Genomic DNA, 15,578 nt, shown 5'->3' on the forward strand with positions numbered 1-15,578 from the left:
GGGTCCGATGCCATGACGGATGCCGCGACCCTCGCCCGTGCGCACGCGCTCGCCGACGAGGCCGACCGGCGCGGCGGCATCCGCACCCGCGAGGCGCAGCCCGACGAACTGGCCGGCGCCCTCGCCCGGTTCGACGCGACCTGGGGCGAGGGTCGCACGGTCGACCTCGCATCGCTCACGGCGATCGCGCACGCCGGCAACACGGTCGTCGTGGCGGTGCCCGAACCCGGGCGAGCGGATGCCGCGGCCGAGCTCGCTGCACCCGGGGACCCGCCGATCGGGGCGGCCCTCGGGTTCCTCGGCTGGGCGGGCGGCCTGCACGTGCACTCGCACATGAACGCCGTCGACCCGCGGGCGCGGGGGCGCGGGGTCGGCGTCGCGCTGAAGCTGCGTCAACGCGCCCTCTGCCTCGAGCACGGCATCGACGAGGTGCGGTGGACCTACGATCCGCTCATCCGCCGCAACGCCCGCATGAACCTGGTGCGCCTCGGCGCCGAGGTGATCGCCTACCACCCCGACTTCTACGGCGAACTGCGCGACGCGATCTCCGGCGGCGACCGCAGCGACCGGTTCGAGGTGCGCTGGCGGCTCACGTCGACGCGGGTCGAGCGCGCGCTCGAGCGGATGCCGCAGCCGCACTGGCGCGCCGCGGGCGGCCTGCCGCTCGTCGCCGACTTCGAGGCGGTGCGCGCGGCCGATCCGCGGGCGGCCGCGGCGCTGCGCGACGCGTCGCGCGAGGCGTTCGCCGCGCTCGCCGACGGACGTCTGCGTCCCGAGCTCGACGGCGCCGGCGACTACGTCTTCACCGCCGACGGTCCCGACCGGGCCGCGTGACCGCCTCCGATCGGAACCAGGTTCCGGCCCCGGAACCGCATCCCAACCCGGTTCCACGGCGAGAACCTGGTTCCGACCCGGTGGTCCGTGCCGGCCTGCGCCGGACTGGGAGTGCCGACGACGCCCGGGGGGCGTAGCATGCGGAGCGATCCGAGGTGCCGCCCAGAGGAGGCCGTCATGTCCGATTCCGCCGCATCCGCATCCGCCGCACCCGCATCCGCTGCCTCCGCATCCTCGGGCGTATCCGCCGGCCGGGCCGACTCGGGCCGCGGCGCGAGCGCGGACGACTTCGCCGAGCGGCTCGTCGGCTCGGCACTCGGCTGGATGGAGACCATGTCGGTCCATCTCGGCACCCAGCTGGGTTGGTACGACGCGCTCGCCGGGTCCGAGCCGCTCACGCCGCCCGAGCTCGCGGAGCGCACGGGCACGTCGCCGCGATACGCGAGGGAGTGGCTCGAGCAGCAGGCGGCAGTCGGCATCCTCGAGGTCGCGGGCCCCGCCGACGTACCGGCGGACGAGCGGCGCTACGCGCTGCCCGCCGCGCAGGCCGAGGTGCTCGTCGACCGTTCGAGCCTGGCCTACACGGCACCGCTTCCCCGCATGCTCGCTGCGGCGGGGGTGCAGGTGGAGTCGCTCCTCCAGGCGTATCTGACGGGCGGCGGCGTGAGCTGGGAGCAGCTCGGGGTCCACGCCCGCGAGGCGCAGGGCGACATGAACCGGCCGTGGCTCGAGGCCGTCCCCGAGGTGTTCGCCCGGCACGCCCACGTGCAGGAGCGGCTGAGCCGTCCCGGCGCGCGCATCGCCGATGTCGGGATGGGCGAGGGCTGGTCGTCGATCGCGCTCGCGACGGCCCATCCCGAAGCGACGGTCGACGGGTTCGACGTCGACGCGGCGTCGGTCGGGGCCGCGCGGGCCCACGCCGACGCGGCGGGCGTCGCCGACCGGGTGCGATTCCACCTCGCGGATGCCGCGGAACTCGCCGACCACGGACCGTTCGACGCCGTCGTCGCCTTCGAGTGCGTCCATGACATGCCCGATCCGCAGGCCGTGCTCGCGGCGATGAGGATCGGGGCCGGCGACGACGGCGTGGTCGTGATCATGGACGAGGCGGTCGCCGAGCAGTTCTCCCCTCACGCCGACGACCTCGATCGCCTCATGTACGGATACAGCCTCTTCATCTGCCTGCCCGACGGGCTCGCGCACCAGCCGAGCGCCGGTACCGGCACCGTCATGCGGCCGTCGACGCTCCGCCGGTACGCGCAGGAGGCCGGCTTCGCCGACGTCCGCGTGCTCGAAGAGGGCTTCGGCTTCTGGCGCTTCTACGAGCTGGTGCGCCCCTGAGCGCCGCCTGCGCCAGACTGGAGGCGCCGACGACGCCCGGGGAGCCACGATGAACGAGTCCGCGCCCACCATCGAGGCGATCGAGCTGCACCGGCTCGAGGTGCCGCTCGTGCGCCCGTTCGAGACCTCGTTCGGCCGCGAGACGGCCCGCGAGGTGCTCCTCGTGCGCGTGCGAACCGACCGCGGCGACGGCTGGGGCGAGTGCGTGGCCGGCCGCGACCCGTTCTACTCGGGCGAGTACGTCGACGGGGCGGCATCCGTCATCGAGCGGTACCTGGCGCCGGCGCTGCTTCGCGCGCCGCGACCCCGCGTCGTGGACGACGGGCGCGTGTCCGGCGTGCTCATCGAGGATCCGGCCCACTCGGCGGGCATCTGGGTCGACGACCGCGAGCAGCACGTCGACGATCCGGCAGCGGATGCCACGGCGGGGCGCGCGGCGGCGTCGATCGCGAGCGTGCCGCTCGCGGCATCCGTCGCCCCCGCCCTCGCGTTCGTCGCAGGTCACCGCATGGCCAAGGGCGCGCTCGAGGCGGCCGTGCTCGATGCCGAGCTGCGCGCGCAGGGGCGATCGATGGGGGAGTGCTTCGGCGCCGCGCGCGAGTGGGTCGAGTGCGGCGTCTCGGTGGGCATCGCCCCGACGATCGAGGAACTGCTCGACGAGGTGACCGGCTACCTCGAGGAGGGCTACCGGCGCATCAAGCTGAAGATCAAGCCGGGCTGGGACCTCGTGCCGGTCGCGGCGGTGCGCGAGCTCATCGGCCGCGACGCGATGCTGCAGGTCGACGCGAACACGGCGTACACCGCCGACGACATCCCGCTGCTCGCGAGCCTCGACCCGTTCGACCTGCTGCTCATCGAGCAGCCCTTCGCCGAGGAGGACCTCGCCACGCACGTGCGGCTGGCCGAGGCGAGCGAGACGCCGGTGTGCCTCGACGAGTCGGTCCTCGATGTCACGACCGCGGTCGACGCGATCGAACGGGGGGCGACGCAGATCGTGAACATCAAGCCCGGCCGCATGGGCGGCTACCTCGAGGCGCTGCGCGTGCACGAGGCGTGCCGGGCGCGCGAGGTGCCCGTGTGGTGCGGCGGCATGCTCGAGACCGGCGTCGGACGCGCGGCGAACGTCGCGCTCGCCGCGCTGCCGGGCTTCACGCTGCCGGGCGACACCTCGGCCTCGGGGCGATACTTCGCCGAGGACCTGACCGAGCCGTTCGTGCTCGGCGACGGCGAGCACCGCGGCCAGCTCCGGGTGCCGGATGCCGCGGGCACGGGCGTCACGGTGCGGGAGGAGCTCGTGCGCGACTGGGCGGCGCGGCCGCCGGTGACGGTCAGCCGCGATTGAGGTCGCGCCCGGTGCGCGAGCCGGCCCCGGCTCCGGGCTCCGCGGCGGCATCCGTCGCCCGCTCGCCCGGACGGGCCGCGAGCCACGGCATCGCGAGCCCCGCGACGAGCGAGCCGATGCCGCCCCACAGCAGGTCGCCGATCGAGTCGGTGTAGCCGACGTAGATCGCGTCGTCGATGAAGTTCTTGCCGAACCACTCGAACATCTCCCAGAACACGCCGAACGTGAAGCCGAGCGCGGTGGTGACGACCGTCGTCGAGAGCCTCGGACGCGGCAGCGTCGCGGCATCCGCCACGATGCGGAAGTGCACGAGCACGAGGTAGCCGATCGCGGCGACGAGCCCGTTGAGCACGGCGTGCACCGGGAGGTCCCACCACTTCACCGTCACGTAGAGGTCGGTGACGCTGCTCCACACCGCGATGAGGGTGACGATGCCGAACGCGATGTCGAGGGCGGGTCGCACGCGAAGCGCCCGCGGGATGACCATGCCGCCCGTCGCGAACGCCAGGCTGACCCCGCCGAGCGGCCCCCACCCGATCGCGGCGATCGGGATGCAGATCGCGCCCGCGAGCCGGATCAGGTCGGCGGTCACCTCGCCGGGTCCGTGCGCGCGACGGCGAATGCCCTCCCAGAGCTCCCGCATCAGGCCTCCTCGTGCTGGTCGTCGGGCGCGGGCGGTCGGATGACGGCCTGCACCGGTTCGTGGTCGGATGCCGCGCGTCCGTCGAAGCGTGCGGCGTTGACGGCCACGCTCTCGACCTCGACGCCGGGCCCGGCGAAGACGTAGTCGATGCGCGGGCCGCCCCGCCGGAGTCGACGATAGCCGTGATAGGTGCCCCACTGCGGGGTGAGCTGCTCGGCGGCCGCTTCCCACGTGTCGCGGAGCATCCCGTCGGCGGTGAGCGCGCGGTACACCGCGGAGCGCTCGTTGGCGTTGAAGTCGCCCGTCACGACGATCGCCGCGTCCGGGTCGGCGGCGTGCGAGGCCGCGGCGAGCTCGAGGATGAGGCGCGCCGAGTGCAGGCGGGAGCGCCACGAGAGGTGGTCGAGGTGCGTGTTGAACGCGATGATGCGCGCGCCCGTCGCCCGGTCGGCGAACGCGGCGGAGACCAGGATGCGCCGCGTGACGTTGCCCCACGACCGCGTGCGCGAACCGAGCAGGTCGGGCGTCGCGGAGAGCGCGCGCTGGCGCCACGCCGTCAGGTGGAGGCGGTCGGCGTCGTAGAAGATCGGGCAGCGCTCGCCGCGCCCGGAGGGGTCGCGGCCCATGCCCACCCATCGGTACGCGGGGCCGAGGCCCTCGGCGATGACGTGCACCTGGTCGGCGAGGGCCTCCTGCACGCCCACGATGGTCGGTTGCTCCGCTGCGAGCAGGCGCTTCACGAGCGGTCGGCGCGCGGACCAGCGGTCGGGGCTGCCGCGGCGGGCGGACGGGATGCGTCGTCGGATGTTGAACGACATGACGTGCACGTTCGGCGCCGTCACCGGTCCGATCGTGGCGGAATCCGTCATGCGCCCAGCGTACGCCGCGGATCAGGGGAGGAGCTGCGGCTGGCGCGCCTCGGGGTAGCCGAGCAGGTTCGGCTCGGTCGCCGCGGGTGCACGGGTGAAGAGGTCGGTGGGGCACCATCCGGTGACGGCGCCGATCATGAGGAAGCCCGAGCACACGCCCGCCGGGATCGCGCACCAGGGGTTGTCGAGGGTGTTCAGCGCGAAGGCCGCGAGGAACACGGCGATGACGGCGCGGATGCCGCGTTCGCCACGGCCCACGGCGCAGGAACGCGCACCCGCCGAACGACCGAGCAGGCTCACGCCTGCTGGGCCTGGGCGGCCTGCTGCTCGGCGATCTGCCGGCGCACGTCCTCCATGTCGAGGGACTTGGTCGCCTCGATCACCTGCTCGAGCTGCGCCCCGTTCAGGGCGCCCGGCTGCGCGAAGACGATGATGCCCTCGCGGAAGACGACGAGCGTCGGGATGGAGGTGATCCGGAATCCGGCGGCGAGGGCCTGCTCGGCCTCGGTGTCGACCTTGCCGAAGACGACGTCGGCGTGCTGCTCCGAGGCGCGCTCGAAGATGGGGCCGAACATGCGGCAGGGGCCGCACCATTCGGCCCAGAAGTCGAGGAGCACGATGTCGTTGTCCTTGATCGTGGACTCGATGGTGTCGTGGGTGATGTTCACGGAAGCCATGCCTCGATTCTAGCAGACGATACCCCTGGGGTATTATCGTCCGCATGTCACGACTCCGCTCCACCCTCGTCGCCCTCGTCGGCGCCACGGCGCTGGCCCTGACCGGGTGCGCCTCCGCCGACCCGATCGAGCTCACCTCCGACACCGTCGTCATCGACGTGCGCACCGCCGGGGAGTACGCCGCCGGCCACCTCGACGGTGCCGTGAACCTCGACCTCGCCTCCGGCGAGCTCGCTGCCGAGATCCCCGCGCTCGATGCCGACGACGAGTACGTCGTGTACTGCAAGTCCGGCAACCGGTCGGCCCAGGCGATGCAGCTGATGGAGGAGGCCGGGCTCGACGTCACCGACGCCGGGTCCGTGCAGCAGGCGGCGGATGCCACGGGGCTGCCGATCGTGCAGTGAGGCTGGTCGCCATCCGTCGCCAGTGAACCGGCGGATCTGCGCCGTCCGTGCACGTCGGCGGGACACGCGGCTGTGAAGTGCCCAAGGGCCCTTGACAAGCTCTATGCATCCGGATGGAATGTTCACCGTAACTGAACGTAGATGTTCAGCAGCCGGAGGCACACATGAGCGTTCGCCATCTCGTCCGTCGATCCGATTCCGCTGAGTACGAGGTCCCCGAGGGACTCGCGCCCGGGTCGGAGGGCCTCACGCGCTGGTGCGCGGTCGGGTACGACGACGGGTCGGCGCACACCGACTTCGGCATCTCCCGCCTCGCCCCGGGCGGGTCGGTGCCCGCGCACGTCCACTCGTTCGAGGAGTCGTTCCACGTGCTCGAGGGCGAGGTGATCCTCGCGACGCCGGAGGCCACCGTCCGGCTGGTCGCGGGCGACTACGGCGTCATCCCCGTCGGCGTGCCGCACGAGTGGCACGCCTCCGGCGATGCGGAAGCCGTATGGGCCGACATCTTCGCGCCGCCGCCCCGGAAGCGCTACGGTTCGGACACCTACCGGGTCCCGGCCCTGCCGGCCCGGGAGCCGATCCGGGTCGACCCGCGCGACCCGCGAACGCGTTCGTTCGGCGGGATCACGACCGAGCAGATGGACCCGGGCAGGCAGTCCCAGGAGCTCCTCGCCCAGTCGGCGAGCATGCGCACGGCCCTGCTGGTGTACAGCGGCATCTCGCTCAAGATGATGGTCGACTCCGACCTCGGCTCCACCCTGTCGACCATGTTCATGGTGCAGTACGAACCGGACGGGCGAGCGGGACCGCACGACCATCCGCTGGAAGAGGCCTACCTGATCCTCGAGGGTGAGGTGGACGCGACATTCGACGGCCAGGCGGTCAGGCTCGGCCCGGGCGACATCGCCTGGGCAGGGGCCGGGTGCATCCACTCGTTCCAAGCGACCGGTGCGCCGGTGCGCTGGCTCGAGACGCAGTCGCCCCAGATGCCGGCACGGCATGCCTACCGGTTCGTTCGGGACTGGGACTACCTCGCCGAGCGCCTGGAGGAGGAGTCGTGAGCGAACGCACCGTGGTGGTCGTCGGGGGCACCTCCGGCATCGGCCTCGAGATCGCGAAGGAGGTGGTGCGTCGGGGGGACCGGGTGGTCCTGACCGGGCGGGACCCCGAGCGCACCCGCGAGGTCGCCGCATCCGTGGGTGAGGGAGCCACCGGCGTCGCCGTCGACATCTCCGAGCCCGAGACCATCGCGGCGAGCCTGGCCGGCATCGGTGCCGTGCACGGCCTGGTGCTCGCCGCGATCGAGCGGGACGCCAACACCGTCCGCGACTACGACATCGCTCGCGCCAAGCGGCTCGTCACCCTCAAGCTCGTCGGCTACACCGAGACGGTGCACGCGCTGCTCGGACGCCTCGAGGAATCGAACGACACGGGCATCGTCCTGTTCGGCGGGCGGGCCAAGGACGCGCCGTACCCGGGCTCGACCACCGTGTCGACGATCAACGGCGGCGTCGAGGGCCTGGTGCACAGCCTGGCGCTCGAGCTCGCGCCGATGCGGGTGAACGGACTGCACCCGGGGATCGTGGGCGACAGCCCCTTCTGGGCGGGCAAACCCGAGGGCGTGCTCGCCGGGTACGAGTCGCGCACGCCGGGCGGCGCCCTCGCCACCATGGCCGACATCGTGGGCGCCACGATGTTCCTGCTCGAGAACCGCGGGGTCTCGGGCATCAACCTGTGCGTCGACCGCGGCTGGCGCATCACCTGACCGGCCGGGCCAGGCCGGAACACTCAACGAGGAGGAACCAATGACCGACGCCGCAGCACGGCCACGCCCGGAGGAGTTCGCCTCCGGTCGTCCCGTCGTCTTCCGCAACGCGACGGTGATCACCGTCGACTCCCAGGGCGTGCTCGAGAACGCCGACGTGCTCATCGAGGGCGAGACCATCGCCGGCGTCGGACCTCGGCTCGAGGTGCCCGAGGGCACCCTCGAGATCGACGCGACGGGCGGCATCGTCATGCCGGGCATGATCGACACGCACCGCCACATGTGGCAGACCGCGCTCCGCGGGTACGGCGGCGACTGGGCGCTCAGCCAGTACTTCGTCTTCTACTACCTGACGTGGGGCGAGGTCTTCCGGCCCGAGGACATCTACGCGGGGAACCTCCTCAGCGCGCTCGAGTCGATCGACCAGGGCGTGACGACGACCCTCGACTGGTCGCACGCGCTCCGCACGCCCGAATACGGCGAGGCGGCACTGCAGGCGTTCCGCGAGATCCCCGGCCGGTTCGTGCTCGCCTACGGCAACTACCTCGGGGCGCCGTGGGAATGGGCGAACAGTCCCGAGTTCCGGAAGTTCGTCTCCGACAACTTCAACGCGCCCGACGACATGCTGGGCCTGCAACTGGCGTTCGACGTCCCGGCCAGCGAGGACTTCCCCGAGCAGGCCGCGTTCCAGGCGGCCCGCGACCTCGACCTCCGGGTCACGACGCATGCGGGCGTGTGGGGCGCCACCACCGACCAGAGCATCTCCCACATGTACGACGGCGGGTGGATGACCGACAAGGTCACCTACGTGCACGCGGCATCGCTCGGCCCCGAGAGCTACCAGAAGATCGCGGCCACCGGCGGCACGGTCTCGGTGGCCACCGAGAGCGAGCAGAGCGCGGGCCAGGGCTACCCGTCGACGTGGGCGGTCCGCAAGTACGGGATCCCGACGTCGCTCTCGATGGACACGAGCGTGTGGTGGAGCGCGGACTTCTTCTCGGCGATGCGCGCGACGCTCAGCGCGTTCCGCTCGCGCGACCACCTCGAGATGCAGTCGAAGGGCGAGACGGTCAACGTCAACCGGCTCCGCGCCGAGGACGTGGTCTGGCAGGCCACGATGGGCGGGGCGACCACGCTCGGCATGACCGACAAGCTGGGATCGCTCACCGTGGGCAAGAAGGCCGACGTCGTGCTCATCAAGAACGACGAGTCGCCCGCGATGACGCCGATCCTGAACCCGTACGCCCACGTCGTGTTCCAGGCGGGCACCGCCGACGTGCACACCGTGGTCGTCAACGGCAGGGTGGTGAAGTACGACGGCAAGCGGATCGATTTGCCGCTCGCGCCCGTGCGCGACAAGGTCGCGGCATCCGTCGAGTACGTGCGCAGCAGCCTCGGCGAGCAGGCGTGGGACGAGTGGATGCACCCGCAGATCCCCGAGGACGAGCCCATCGCCAACCCGTACCAGTACAAGGAAGACGACTGACCGGCCGGCTCCCGGGCGCGCCGGTTCCCCCGCGCCCGGGAGCTCTGCCTCGTCACTCCTTGGGGTACTGCCAGATCTCGAGCTGGATCCCGTCGGGGTCGCGGAGGTACGCCCACTGCGACCCGGCCAGGTCGCCGTCGGTGATCGTGGTCGGCGGCCCGTTGAAGACGGCGCCGCGCTCGATGAGCTCCTCGTAGGCGCGCTGCATGTCGTCGACCACGAAGCAGATATGAGCCGAACCCACGTCGCCGTTCGCGCGGTCCCAGTCCTTCCCCTCGGGCCGGTGGTACTCGAGGAACTCGATGTTGACGTTGCCCACGCGGATCATCGCGAACGACAGCTCGGCGCCCTCGACCTGGACGCCCCGCTCGAGCTCCGGCCCGGCACCGTGGTTGACGGGTCCCGGCTGGAACCCGAACATCCGCGAGTACCAGTCGAACGATCGCCGCATGTCGCGGACCGTGATTCCGACGTGATGCACGCCGTCGATGGTGAACGTCATCTCCACTCCTTCGTGTCGTTCGGTTCGCAGCCAGCGCTCGGTAGCACTGAACGGTTTCCATTCAGACTCAACACCACGGATGGCGCCCTTGGCAAGGGCCGAGGGTGTCATCCGCCAGCCTGCGTCCTCCGGAATTTCGCGCCGAGCTGCGCCAGCTCGGCGCGATGGGGGGGTCGAGGCGAGCGTCCGAACGTGGACGAGCCGTTCACTTGATTCACCGATCGGTGGGCAGTAAGTTCAGTTATAGTGAACAGGCGGCACGGAGGCCGCTCCCGGCGGACCGGGACTCGGAAGCGAAGGAGCATCCACATGACGGGTCGACTGGAGGGTCGCACGATCGTCGTCACCGGCGGGGCATCGGGTATCGGTGCGGCGCTCGCCGGTGGGTTCGCCGACGAAGGTGCGAACGTCGTCATCGCCGACCTCGACCTCGCGGCCGCCGAGCAGCTCGCCGGCCGCATCGAGGACTCGGGCGGGAGCGCGCTCGCCGTGCGCGTCGACGTCGCCGACCGGTCGGCGGTCCGCGCCGGCATCGAGCGCGCCGTCGAGCGCTTCGGTCGGCTCGACGCCTACTTCAACAACGCCGGAATGAACTCGCCCATGAAGTTCCTCGACGTGACCGAGGCGAACTTCGAACTCGTCATGCGCGTGAATGCGCTCGGCGTCCTCATCGGCACGCAGGAGGCCGCCAAGCAGTTCATCGCCCAGGGCGGCGGTGGGAAGGTCGTGAACACCGCCTCCATCGCGGGGCGACAGGGCTTCTCGAGCTTCGCCCCGTACAGCGCCGCGAAGGCCGCCGTCATCTCGCTGACGCAGGCGGGCGCACGCGCGCTCGCCGAGCACGGCATCACCGTGAACGGATTCGCTCCGGGCGTCGTCGCGACGCCGCTCTGGACCAAGCTCGACAAGGAACTCGAGGAGATCGGCGAGGGCCAGAACGGCTTCGACTCGATGTCGAGCAGCATCCTGCTCGGCCGCCCCGCCGACCCGGTCGACATCGTGCCGACCGGCGTCTTCCTCGCGTCGGCCGACTCCGACTACATCACGGGCCAGATCATCCCCATCGAAGGCGGCATGATCCTCGTCTGACGAGGACCGGCCCTACACCGAGAGAGCGATCAACATGAAGAGCACGGGCACGACGGGAACCAACGCGGTCGACTGGGAGGCGCGGGTCGACTTCGACCGGTTGCGCGACGACCGGCTGGCGCGTCTGAAGGCCGAACTGGAACGGTCCGACCTCGGCGCGCTCCTCGCCTTCGACTTCTCGAACATCCGGTACATGACGGCGACCCACATCGGCACGTGGGCGATGGACAAGCTGATCCGGTTCAGCCTGCTGACGCGGAACACCGACCCCATCTCGTGGGACTTCGGGTCGGCCGCGAAGCACCACAAGCTGTACAACCCGTGGCTCGACGTGACGACCGCGGAGATGGACGCCGATCCGAACGCGCCGCACGAGGGCGCCAAGCGGCCACGTCTGGAGAGCGGCGCCCGCGCGGGCATCTCCACGCTCCGCGGGGCGTTCCCGCCGGACGCCGAGATCGCCGAGGGCGTCGCGAGGAAGATCAAGCGCGAGCTCGAGAAGTTCGGCCTGGCCGACCAACCGCTGGGGGTGGACGTCATCGAGCTGCCGATCCTCTTCGCCCTGCAGAAGGAGGGCATCGAGGTCGTCGACGGCCAGCAGGTGTTCATGGAGGCCCGCCGGATCAAGACCGGCGACGAGATCCGGCTGCTCACGCAGGCCGCCTCCATGGTGGATGCCGCCTACGAGGACCTGTACCGCTTCCTCCGGCCGGGCGTGCGCGAGAACGAGGCGGTCGGCCTCGTGGCGAAGACGCTGTACGACCTCGGGTCCGAGTACGTCGAGGGCGTCAACGCCATCTCGGGCGAACGCTGCTCGCCGCACCCGCACGTGTTCTCCGACCGCCTCATCCGGCCCGGCGACCCGGCGTTCTTCGACATCCTGCACAGCTTCAACGGCTACCGCACCTGCTACTACCGCACGTTCGCGGTCGGCTCCGCGAGCTCCGCCCAGAAGGACGCGTACACGCGTGCGCGGGAGTACATGGACCGGGCCATCGCGCTCGTGCGGCCGGGGGCGACGACCGCCGACATCGTGTCGGTCTGGCCGAGGGCCGAGGAGTTCGGCTTCCCGGACGAGGAGGCCGCCTTCGCGCTGCAGTACGGGCACGGCGTCGGCCTGTCGATCTGGGAGAAGCCGATCTTCTCGCGCCTGGTCTCGTTCGACCACCCGGAGGTGATCGAGGAGGGCATGGTGTTCGCGCTCGAGACGTACTGGCCGTCGGCCGACGGCTGGGGGGCCGCGCGCATCGAGGAGGAGGTCGTCGTCACCGCCGACGGCTGCGAGGTCATCACGAAGTTCCCCGCCGAGGAGCTGCTCGTCGCCGGCCAGCGGTACTACGCGGTCGGTGGTCCGCTCGACCTCACGCGTGACTCGCAGTCGCACCTCAACACCGAGTGGGGACGGCCCGGGGCGTGAAGGGCGGCGAGATGACCACGCCGATCGGCAGCATGGACGCCGTCGTGTACCACGGTCGCGGCGACGTCCGCGTCGAGCGGCGGCCGATCCCGATCGCGACCGAGGGCCAGGCGCTCGTCAGGGTGCTGCGCAGCGGCATCTGCGGTACGGATGCCACCGAGTGGAAGTCCGGCCCGATCATCTTCCCGATCGACCGGGTGCACCCCAACAGCGGCCACACCGGTCCGCTGGTCATCGGGCACGAGTTCGTCGGCGAGATCGTCGACCTGCCCGGCGGGCCCGTGGACGGGCTCGACGTGGGCGCCCACGTGGCATCCGGCGCCGGCGTCTGGTGCGGCGAATGCGACCGCTGCCGCGAGGGACGCACCAACCTCTGCACCCGCTACGTCACGCACGGCCTCAACGCCGACGGGGGACTCGCGGAGTACGTGGCGGTCGAAACGTCGACGCTCGTGCGGATCCCGGAGGGCTGTTCGCTCGACGACGCCGGGGTCGCGCAGCCGCTCGCCGTGGGCCTGCACGCCGCCCGCCGCGCCGGCGCCCGGGACGGCGATCGCGTGATCCTGTTCGGTGCGGGGGCGATCGGAACCTTCATCCTCGCGGGGCTCGTCTCGCTCGTCGACGCGGACATCACGGTCGTCGACTTCGCCGGCGAGCGGCTCGAACGCGCGAAGCGGCTCGGTGCCACGCGGACCGTGCCGGTCGACGATGACCTCGTCGCGACGCTGCGGTCGGTGGTCGGGCCGGGCGGGGCGGATGTCGTCATCGAGGCGACCGGCGCTCCGGGTCAGCTGTCGGTCGCGCTCGACCTGGTCCGCCAGGGCGGCACGATCCTCGGCGTCGGCCTGCCGTCGGCGCACCAGGACCTCGACGTGCACCGACTCGTCATGAACGAGGTGACGATCGCCACGACGGTCGCGCACATCTGCGGCGAGGACCTCGCGCCCGCACTCGAGATCCTCGCCTCCACCGACCTCGGCGACGAACTCGTCGAGGCCGTGTTCCCGTTGCCCGATGCCCCGCACCAGATCGAGCGGCTCGCCCGCGGCGAGATCCGCGGCAAGGTCCTCTTCGATCCGACCCGATCCTCCTGACCGCCGCGCCGGGTCGGTGCCCGGCGTGCGAACCCGAACAGAGAAAGGTGGCCGAGCGCCATGAGAGCAGCCGTCTTCCACGACGCCAAGGACGTCCGCGTCGAGGACGTCGCCGAACCGGACGCCGTCGGTCCGCACGAGGTGCGGCTGAAGCCGTACTGGTGCGGCATCTGCGGCACCGACCTGCACGAGTACGCGGTCGGGCCGATCGTCATCCCCACGTCGCCGCATCCGCTGAACGGGTCGACGGCGCCGCAGATCCTCGGGCACGAATTCTCCGGCGAGGTGCTCGAGGTGGGCGCCGAGGTGACCTCGGTGCGCGTGGGCGACCGGGTCTCGGTCATGCCGCTGCTGTTCTGCGGTGCCTGTTACTTCTGCCGACGCGGACTGAACCACCTCTGCACGTCGATGGCATGCGTCGGCCTGAGCGACGCCTGGGGCGGGATCGCCGAGCAATGCGTGGTGCCGGAGTCGAAGGTCGCGAAGCTGCCCGACTCGATGAGCGACATCCAGGGCGCGCTCGTGGAGCCGACCGCGGTCGCGGCCTACGGCGTGGACCGAGCCGGCGTCCGGCCCGGCGACACGGTCCTCGTGACCGGGCTGGGGCCCATCGGCGCCCTCGCATCGCTGTACGCCGCCTCGCTCGGCGCAACCGTGTTCATGTCCGAGGTGAACCCCAAGCGCCAGGAGCTCGCGCGGTCGCTCGACGTGGGCGAGCTGCTCGACCCGAGGTCGACGGATGTCGCGGCCGAGCTCAGGGACCGCACCGGCGGCATCGGCGTGGACGCGGTGATCGAGTGCTCGGGCAACGAGATCGCGCTGCAGACGGCGCTCGCGGCCGTGCGTGCGTCCGGGAACATCTCGCAGACCGGCCTGCACACGCGGCCGGCGGCCATCGACCCGATGGTGCTGTCCGAGCGGGACATCACCCTGCGGGGCACCTGGTGCTACCCGGTCACCGACTGGCCGCGGATCATCGACCTGATCGGCCGCGGGCGCATGGACGTGGAGAAGGTGGTGAGCGCCCGGATCGACATGGCCGACATCGTCGAGCGGGGCTTCGAGACGCTGCTCTCGCCGACCGGCGACCAGGTCAAGGTCCTGGTCCGGGCCGAGTGAACGAAGGAGATCCGAAGATGAAGGCACTGCAGTACACCGCCGTCGGCACGCCGTCGGTCGAGGAGCTGCCGATCCCGGAGATCGCCGACGACGAGGTGCTCGTCGCGGCCCGGTCGGTGGGCGTCTGCCATTCCGACATCGAGCTGCTGGAGGGCCGGTACATCATCCCGTTCGAGTACCCCATCATTCCCGGCCACGAGTGGTCGGGCGAGGTGGTCGCGACGGGATCGAAGGTGAGCGGACTCGCGAAGGGCGACCGGGTCGTCGGGGAGTGCGTCATCGGCGACGACCACTTCGGCTTCTCGATCAGCGGCGCCGCGGCGGAGTTCTTCGTCGCCAAGGAGAGCTGGCTGCACCGGCTGCCCGACGGTGTGTCGTGGACGAACGGGGCGCTGGTGGAACCGTTCAGCGTGGCGTACTACGCGCTCATGCGCGTCGGCAACGTCAACGCCAGCGACACCCTCGTGGTCCTCGGCGCGGGCCCCATCGGGCTGTGCGTGACGGCCGCCGCGGCGGCGCTCGGCGCCAGGACGATCGTCGCCGAGCCGAGCGCCTCGCGACGCGATCAGGCGCTCGCGCTCGGTGCGCACCGCGCGGTCGACCCCGCCGAGCTCGACGACGTGCTCGCCACCGAGACCGACGGCCGCGGCGCCGACGTCGTGATCGAGGCGAGCGGCCGCCCCGAGGTGATGGCGCGGGCACTCGAGATCGCCGCGTTCAAGGGGCGCATCGGCTACATCGGCATCGACGTGGGGCGGGAGGCCCCGGCGAAGCTCGGCCTGATCCAGTCGAAGGAGCTGACGATCACCGGGTCCATCGGATCGCCCGGCGTGTGGCCCGAGACGCTGCGCTTCATGGCGCAGGCGGGCATCGACCTCTCGTCGCTCGTGACGCGCCGCTTCAGCGTGGACGAGGCGACCGCAGCGCTCGAAGCCGCCCAGCGACCCGCGGAGAACATCAAGGCGCACATCGAGTTCACGGCGACGGCCTAGCCGC

At 71.4% G+C, this 15,578-nt stretch carries 17 protein-coding genes; 12 read left to right on the forward strand and 5 right to left on the reverse strand.

The annotated features are described in order from the left end of the window. Window positions 1–12 precede the first annotated feature (12 nt). The 3 genes from RH861_RS05485 to menC all read left to right on the forward strand — a co-directional run bounded on the left by RH861_RS05485 (window position 13) and on the right by menC (window position 3,517). The gene (locus tag RH861_RS05485; protein WP_310520124.1) at window positions 13–834 is read left to right on the forward strand and encodes a hypothetical protein; all 822 of its coding nucleotides are present in this window, start codon (window positions 13–15) and stop codon (window positions 832–834) included. Between the two features lie 177 nt (window positions 835–1,011). Beyond that, on the forward strand, window positions 1,012–2,175 hold the full coding sequence (locus RH861_RS05490; protein ID WP_310520125.1) for a class I SAM-dependent methyltransferase: 1,164 nt from the start codon (window positions 1,012–1,014) through the stop codon (window positions 2,173–2,175). Window positions 2,176–2,224: 49 nt separating this feature from the next. Beyond that, window positions 2,225–3,517 carry an o-succinylbenzoate synthase gene (gene menC / locus RH861_RS05495; protein ID WP_310520126.1) on the forward strand — a complete coding sequence of 431 codons (1,293 nt, stop codon included), beginning with the start codon at window positions 2,225–2,227 and terminating at the stop codon, window positions 3,515–3,517. On the opposite strand, the gene RH861_RS05500 is transcribed toward menC, so the two are convergent. From RH861_RS05500 to trxA, 4 genes are read right to left on the reverse strand one after another with little or no spacing between them, the layout of a single operon-like run. Beyond that, window positions 3,504–4,160, reverse strand: a complete 657-nt coding sequence (locus tag RH861_RS05500) for a DUF2238 domain-containing protein (RefSeq protein ID WP_310520127.1) — start codon at window positions 4,158–4,160, stop codon at window positions 3,504–3,506. The genes menC and RH861_RS05500 overlap by 14 nt on opposite strands. After that, window positions 4,160–5,029, reverse strand: a complete 870-nt coding sequence (locus RH861_RS05505) for an endonuclease/exonuclease/phosphatase family protein (protein WP_310520128.1) — start codon at window positions 5,027–5,029, stop codon at window positions 4,160–4,162. Before RH861_RS05505 ends, RH861_RS05500 begins: the two co-directional genes overlap by 1 nt. A 21-nt stretch (window positions 5,030–5,050) precedes the next feature. Continuing rightward, window positions 5,051–5,287 carry a YgaP family membrane protein gene (locus tag RH861_RS05510; protein ID WP_310520129.1) on the reverse strand — a complete coding sequence of 79 codons (237 nt, stop codon included), beginning with the start codon at window positions 5,285–5,287 and terminating at the stop codon, window positions 5,051–5,053. Window positions 5,288–5,325: 38 nt separating this feature from the next. Further along, the gene (gene trxA, locus RH861_RS05515) at window positions 5,326–5,706 is read right to left on the reverse strand and encodes a thioredoxin (protein ID WP_310520130.1); all 381 of its coding nucleotides are present in this window, start codon (window positions 5,704–5,706) and stop codon (window positions 5,326–5,328) included. A gap of 44 nt (window positions 5,707–5,750) precedes the next feature. On the opposite strand from trxA, the gene RH861_RS05520 reads away from it, so the two are divergent. The 4 genes from RH861_RS05520 (at window position 5,751) to RH861_RS05535 (ending at window position 9,361) form a co-directional block, all read left to right on the forward strand. Next, window positions 5,751–6,110 carry a rhodanese-like domain-containing protein gene (locus tag RH861_RS05520; protein WP_310520131.1) on the forward strand — a complete coding sequence of 120 codons (360 nt, stop codon included), beginning with the start codon at window positions 5,751–5,753 and terminating at the stop codon, window positions 6,108–6,110. Window positions 6,111–6,274: 164 nt separating this feature from the next. Continuing rightward, entirely contained in the window at window positions 6,275–7,171 is an 897-nt protein-coding gene (locus RH861_RS05525; RefSeq protein WP_310520132.1) for a cupin domain-containing protein, read from the forward strand. Continuing rightward, window positions 7,168–7,875, forward strand: a complete 708-nt coding sequence (locus RH861_RS05530) for an SDR family NAD(P)-dependent oxidoreductase (protein WP_310520133.1) — start codon at window positions 7,168–7,170, stop codon at window positions 7,873–7,875. Before RH861_RS05525 ends, RH861_RS05530 begins: the two co-directional genes overlap by 4 nt. Before the next feature lie 40 nt (window positions 7,876–7,915). Beyond that, complete coding sequence (locus RH861_RS05535; RefSeq protein ID WP_310520134.1) at window positions 7,916–9,361, forward strand: amidohydrolase family protein; 1,446 nt, start codon at window positions 7,916–7,918, stop codon at window positions 9,359–9,361. A gap of 52 nt (window positions 9,362–9,413) precedes the next feature. Here the strand turns inward: RH861_RS05535 and RH861_RS05540 are convergent, their stop codons facing one another. After that, window positions 9,414–9,863: a VOC family protein gene (locus RH861_RS05540; RefSeq protein WP_310520135.1), complete on the reverse strand. Its 450-nt coding sequence runs from the start codon at window positions 9,861–9,863 to the stop codon at window positions 9,414–9,416. 309 nt (window positions 9,864–10,172) lie between these two features. On the opposite strand from RH861_RS05540, the gene RH861_RS05545 reads away from it, so the two are divergent. From RH861_RS05545 to RH861_RS05565, 5 genes are read left to right on the forward strand one after another with little or no spacing between them, the layout of a single operon-like run. Continuing rightward, complete coding sequence (locus RH861_RS05545; protein ID WP_310520136.1) at window positions 10,173–10,952, forward strand: SDR family NAD(P)-dependent oxidoreductase; 780 nt, start codon at window positions 10,173–10,175, stop codon at window positions 10,950–10,952. Between the two features lie 34 nt (window positions 10,953–10,986). Continuing rightward, the gene (locus RH861_RS05550) at window positions 10,987–12,369 is read left to right on the forward strand and encodes a M24 family metallopeptidase (RefSeq protein ID WP_310520137.1); all 1,383 of its coding nucleotides are present in this window, start codon (window positions 10,987–10,989) and stop codon (window positions 12,367–12,369) included. Window positions 12,370–12,380: 11 nt separating this feature from the next. Next, entirely contained in the window at window positions 12,381–13,463 is a 1,083-nt protein-coding gene (locus tag RH861_RS05555; RefSeq protein WP_310520138.1) for a zinc-dependent alcohol dehydrogenase, read from the forward strand. A 60-nt stretch (window positions 13,464–13,523) separates the two neighbouring features. Beyond that, complete coding sequence (locus RH861_RS05560; RefSeq protein WP_310520139.1) at window positions 13,524–14,582, forward strand: 2,3-butanediol dehydrogenase; 1,059 nt, start codon at window positions 13,524–13,526, stop codon at window positions 14,580–14,582. Between the two features lie 17 nt (window positions 14,583–14,599). Continuing rightward, window positions 14,600–15,574 (forward strand): zinc-dependent alcohol dehydrogenase, encoded by a 975-nt coding sequence (locus tag RH861_RS05565; protein WP_310520140.1) that lies wholly within the window; start codon window positions 14,600–14,602, stop codon window positions 15,572–15,574. Window positions 15,575–15,578 lie beyond the last annotated feature (4 nt).

The sequence above is a fragment of the Agromyces indicus genome (genome assembly GCF_031432295.1).
Lineage (GTDB): Bacteria > Actinomycetota > Actinomycetes > Actinomycetales > Microbacteriaceae > Agromyces > Agromyces indicus.